Origin of the sequence: Dongia sp. (assembly GCF_041910485.1) — a bacterium.
Lineage (GTDB): Bacteria > Pseudomonadota > Alphaproteobacteria > Dongiales > Dongiaceae > Dongia.
Genome location: NZ_JAYRQR010000015.1, coordinates 1 through 5,333, shown reverse-complemented (window position 1 = coordinate 5,333; position 5,333 = coordinate 1). Strand labels below are relative to the sequence as shown.

Here is a 5,333-nt window from a genome sequence, read left to right as displayed (position 1 = left end):
ATTCATGGCGACTTCACGCCCACCCTGCCCGGCGCCGTCGTGGCACAGGCTGGCCACACGGTGCAGCTGCCGCTCTATGGCAAGATCGCCGCCGGTACGCCGATCGAGGCGCTGCGCGATAATTCCAACGCCGTCGATGTGCCGGCTGGCATGCTCGGCCGCGGTGAACATTACGCCCTCACCGTCGAAGGCGATTCGATGATCGATGCCGGCATTCATGAAGGCGACACCGTCCTCATCGAACGCTGCGAGAATGCCGAGAACGGCACCATCGTGGTGGCCTTGGTCGACAATAACGAAGTCACCTTAAAGCGCCTGCGCCGCAAGGGCGATTCCATCGCCCTCGAACCGGCGAACCCCAATCACAAGACGCGCATCTTCGGCCCCGACCGGGTCAAGATCCAGGGTCGTCTGATTGGCCTGATGCGCCAGTATTGAGGCCGCTATCCGGCGCGGCCGACTCCGGCTGCGCCGGTTTTCCGAACCTATCGAGCGTCCAGGGCCGATTGCCCGTGTCATAGCTGCGCCGGACGCTGAACGATCCATCCTCATGGATAGCGATGGCGTGCGTGCCGTGCCGCCACATGTCAAAGAAGTCGATGACCCGCTCGGCAGACGGGCAATATTCCGCGACGGGTTCCAGGCTGATCACCAGCCGCGCCGTATGGCAGGCAGGCGCCAACCCATCCGCGTTCAAGGCCACCGCGACATAGCCCATCCGTGTGTCGAAGCGGCACCAATCGGCATTGCACACGCCGGAACCACTGGCCGCCGACAGGGGCGCCGCGTGCATCGCGTCGAGCAGACGCTGATGTGAATTGAGCGGTATGGCCACCGTCAACGGCGCCGGGAAAGGCAATCGCTTGGCCTGGGCGTTGCGACGGAGCCACGTTTCGGCCGCGATATTGGCCGCGCGGGTCGAGCTGAATTGATAGTCGCCCGCCTCATTCCTCACGGCGACCAGCCGGCTGGTCCTGCCACCGGCAAAGGCAAGTATGTCGGGCGCCGGTAGCGTAAATGGCGACAGCAGCCCCAGGATCAGAATGGGTGCCGCGAGCCATTTCGCGCGCCCGATGACGAGGCAGAACCAGATCAGCCCCAAACTCATCAGCATCAGCCCCGCGACCGGGATTGCGGGCAGCAGGACAACGGCCCCCGGCCAGCCGCCCACCCAATGCGCGATATCCAGGATGAGGTCACAGCCCCATCCCATCAGGACCAGCGGCCAATGCTCCAGGCCGAACGGCATCGCCACCAAGGCAAGGACGGCAAGCGGCATGATCCAGAAGCCGGTGAGTGGAACGGCCAGCATATTGGCCGCAATCCCGAACAAGGTCAGCCGGTTGAAATGATAGGCGGCAAAGGGCGCCGTCATCAGGCTGGCGATGAGGCTTGTCAGCATCAACGTTCCGAGCCACACGAAGCCCCGCTCGAACATGCCGAGGACGCGCCCCGTCATGTCCGGCGCGTCGCGGCCGATCCGGCGCAACCGTGCGAACTGCGCGCGCCCACCATCGAACGCCCGTACCAGCCCCAGCACGGCGGCAAACGACATCTGGAAGCTTGCACCGATGAGCGCTTCCGGTGACAGAAGCAGAACCACGATTGCCGCAAAGGCAATGACGCGCATGGAAATGGGGGAACGGTCGAGCAGGATTGCGCAGAAGAAGATACCCGTCATCACCAGTGCGCGTTCGGTCGGCACCGGCATCCCCGCCAGACCGGCATAGAAGAAGGCCCCGATCAAGGCCAGGACTGCCGCCCATTTCTTGATATCGAAACGCAGCGCAATCGGCGGCACCAATGCCAGCAGCGCGCGCAGCCCGAAGAAGAAGATGCCAGCCGCGAGCCCGATATGTAGCCCCGAAATCGATGTCAGATGCGCAAGGCCCGAATCCCGCATTGCATTGACATCGTCGGCGCGCAGCGCCGTCTGATTGCCGACAATGAGCGCCATTGCCATCGCGCCGGTGGCGCCCGGCAGCTCCGCCTGGATGCGCCGGCCGATGGTGAGGCGCAAACTGTCGAACCAGTCGAGCCAGCCAAGCGCTGCCTCCTGCCCGACTGGCGGCGATATCTTGATGGCCGGCTGCAGCGAAAAGCCCACACCGCCCAGTCGCTCGAAATAGGCTTGCCGCCTGAAATCGAAGGCGCCGGGTGCCACAGGTGGCGCAGGCGGCTGCAGATCGGCAGTGAGGCCAATCCAGTCGCCGATCCCGATCGGCTCGTTGACCTTGGAGAGCTTGACGCGCACCCGTTCCGGCCGCTGTTCCGGGCCAAGCGGACCGGTCTTCTCGCTGGTGATCGTCAACTGGTCGAGCGTCACCCGCTGGCTGCCCGGAAAGAGCTCGACCTCCACGATCCGCCCGGTCACCTCGGCACGGTAGAGCGAGCGCGCAAGCTGCGGTGCCTCGACCCAGGTCGTGCGCAGGGACACGACGGAAAATCCAACTGAGATTGCGACCAGATAGAGCGCGGCGATCATTGGCAACGGCCAGCGCCGCACGGCAAACGCCAGGATCGCCAGGAGCAGCGCGGCCGATGGGCCGACCCATAGCGGCGGTTCAAACGGCAGGCCGAAATAGAGGGCGATTCCCGTCCCCAGGGCCACCGCAGCCCAGCCGGGCCAGTTCGCTCGCTGCCCGGCGACGAAATCCTCAACTCTCTGCCAGAGACCGTCGCTCAACTTGTTACGCTCTTCGATAAGTTGCATATCTCCTAGCAGATCGCGCTTATCCCGGATAGGCTCAACCCTTGCCCCAGCAGGCACTTTTCATGATAGAACCCACGGCAAATCCACATCCGCCCAACATCTGATCACGGACAGACTGAAATGACCGTCGTTACCCGCTTTGCCCCCTCGCCGACCGGCTTCCTGCACATCGGTGGCGCGCGCACGGCCCTCTTCAACTGGTTGTTCGCCCGCCATCACAAGGGGATCTTCCATCTGCGCATCGAGGACACCGACCGAGTCCGTTCGACTGAAGCGGCGATCGAGGCAATCATCGACGGCTTGAAGTGGCTGGGTCTCGGCTGGGACGGCGACATTACCTACCAGTTCGCCCGCGCGCCGCGCCATGCGGAGGTAGCCATGCAGTTGCTCGACGCCGGCAAGGCCTATCGCTGCTATTGCTCGCCCGAGGAACTGGACGAGATGCGCAAGGCAGCGCAGGCCGCCGGCAAGCCGATGAAGTATGACGGCCGCTGGCGTGACCGCGATCCCAAGGATGCCCCCGCCGGCGTGAAGCCCGTCATCCGCTTGAAGGCGCCGCAGGTTGGCGAGACCATCGTTGTCGACGGCGTCCAGGGTGAGGTCCGCGTTGCCAACGAGCAGCTCGACGACATGGTCCTGCTGCGCTCAGACGGCACGCCCACCTACATGCTGTCGGTCGTGGTCGACGATCATGATATGGGCATCACCCATGTCATCCGTGGCGACGACCACCTCACCAACACGTTCCGCCAGCGCCAGATCTATGATTCGATGGGTTGGGAAGCGCCGCATTTCAGCCATATCCCGCTGATCCACGGGCCGGACGGGGCGAAGCTCTCCAAGCGCCACGGCGCCCTTGGCGTCGAAGCCTATCGCGACATGGGCTACCTGCCCGAGGCCTTGCGCAACTACCTGCTGCGCCTCGGCTGGGGTCATGGGGATGCCGAGATCATCTCGACCGAGCAGGCGATCGAATGGTTCGAGCTTTCCGGCATCGGCCGCTCGCCCTCGCGCTTCGACTTCGCGAAGCTCGACAATCTCAATGGCCATTACATGCGCCAGGCCGATGATGCCGAGCTCGCCAAGGCCGTTGCCGATCGTCTCGGCAAGGCAAGCGATGCGGCCGGCATCGCCCTGCTGACCCGCGCCATGCCGGGCCTGAAGAGCCGCGCCAAGAATTTGAAGGAGCTGGCCGAGAATTCGGCCTTCTATGTGCAGCAGCGGCCTCTGCCCTTCACCGACAAGGCGAAGGCGATACTCGTCGCGCCGGAGACCGTCGCATTGATGCCGAAGCTGATCGACGCCTATGCCGGCGCCGACAATTGGCAGGCGGCGCCGCTCGAGGAAAAGGCGCGTGCCTTTGCCGAGAGTGCCGGCGTGAAGCTCGGGGCCGCCGCCCAGCCGCTGCGCGCTGCCCTCACCGGCTCGACGCAGTCGCCCCCGATCTTCGAGGTGATGGAGATCCTCGGCAAGGATGAGGCGATGGCGCGGCTGAAGGATGCGCCGCTCGCCTGAAGGCCCACTGCAAAAGAAAACCCCGCGCCAATCGCTTGGCGCGGGGTTTTTGATTCAGTGCAACGCGGGCTTAGATGCCGCCCATGCACATGTATTTGATTTCGAGATAGTCCTCGATACCGTATTTCGAGCCTTCGCGGCCGTTGCCGGATTCCTTGACGCCGCCGAACGGAGCGACTTCGCTGGAGATGATGCCGGTGTTGATGCCGACAATGCCGTATTCGACGGCCTCGGCAACGCGCCAGACGCGGCCGAGATCGCGGGCATAGAAGTAGGAGGCAAGGCCGAACTCGGTATCGTTCGCCATCTTGATCACCTCTTCTTCCGTCTTGAAGCGGAAGAGCGGTGCCAGCGGCCCGAAGGTTTCTTCCTTCGCCACCGCCATCTGCGGCGTGACCTCGGTGAGGATGGTCGGTTCGAAGAAGCTGCCGCCCAAGGCATGGCGCTTGCCGCCCACGGCGACCTTGGCCCCCTTGCCGACGGCATCGGCGATATGTTCTTCGACCTTGGCCACCGCCTTCATGTCGATGAGCGGGCCCTGCTGCGTCTCGCCCTTGAGACCGTCGCCGATCTTCATCTTGCCGACTGCCGCCTTCAGTTTTTCGACGAAGGCGTCGTAGACCTTGTCCTGCACATAGATGCGGTTGGCGCAGACGCAGGTCTGGCCGGTGTTGCGGAACTTCGACATCATGGCGCCTTCGACCGCCGCATCGAGATCGGCATCGTCGAACACGATGAAGGGCGCGTTGCCGCCGAGTTCCATCGACGTCTTCTTCAGCGTATCGGCGCATTGCTTGACCAGGATCTTGCCGATTTCGGTGGAGCCGGTGAAGGTCAGCTTGCGCACGATCGGATTGCTGGTCATTTCGCCGCCGATGGCCGAGGCCGAGCCGGTGACGACGTTGAGGACGCCAGCCGGAATGCCGGCGCGTTCGGCGAGGACCGCAATCGCCAGCGTCGAGAACGGCGTCTGCGAAGCGGGCTTCATGACGACCGGGCAGCCCGCGGCCATAGCCGGCGCCGCCTTGCGCGTGCCCATCGCATTGGGGAAGTTCCACGGCGTGATGGCCGCCACGACGCCGACCGGTTCCTTGGTGACGACGAT

General features: G+C 64.2%; 4 protein-coding genes. 2 read left to right on the top strand and 2 right to left on the bottom strand.

Annotated elements, in window-relative coordinates:
- The coding region (locus ACE3PP_RS05015) for a LexA family protein (RefSeq protein ID WP_374378611.1) at nt 1–438 on the top strand (438 nt) is incomplete at its 5' end.
- Here ACE3PP_RS05015 and ACE3PP_RS05010 read toward each other — a convergent pair.
- Nucleotides 395–2,686 (bottom strand): ComEC/Rec2 family competence protein, encoded by a 2,292-nt coding sequence (locus tag ACE3PP_RS05010; protein WP_374378608.1) that lies wholly within the window; start codon nt 2,684–2,686, stop codon nt 395–397. The genes ACE3PP_RS05015 and ACE3PP_RS05010 overlap by 44 nt on opposite strands.
- A 147-nt stretch (nt 2,687–2,833) precedes the next feature.
- Here ACE3PP_RS05010 and gltX point away from each other — a divergent pair, with 147 nt between their 5' ends.
- Complete coding sequence (gene gltX / locus ACE3PP_RS05005; RefSeq protein WP_374378605.1) at nt 2,834–4,228, top strand: glutamate--tRNA ligase; 1,395 nt, start codon at nt 2,834–2,836, stop codon at nt 4,226–4,228.
- Between the two features lie 70 nt (nt 4,229–4,298).
- Here the strand turns inward: gltX and ACE3PP_RS05000 are convergent.
- The coding region (locus tag ACE3PP_RS05000) for an NAD-dependent succinate-semialdehyde dehydrogenase (RefSeq protein ID WP_374378602.1) at nt 4,299–5,333 on the bottom strand (1,035 nt) is incomplete at its 5' end.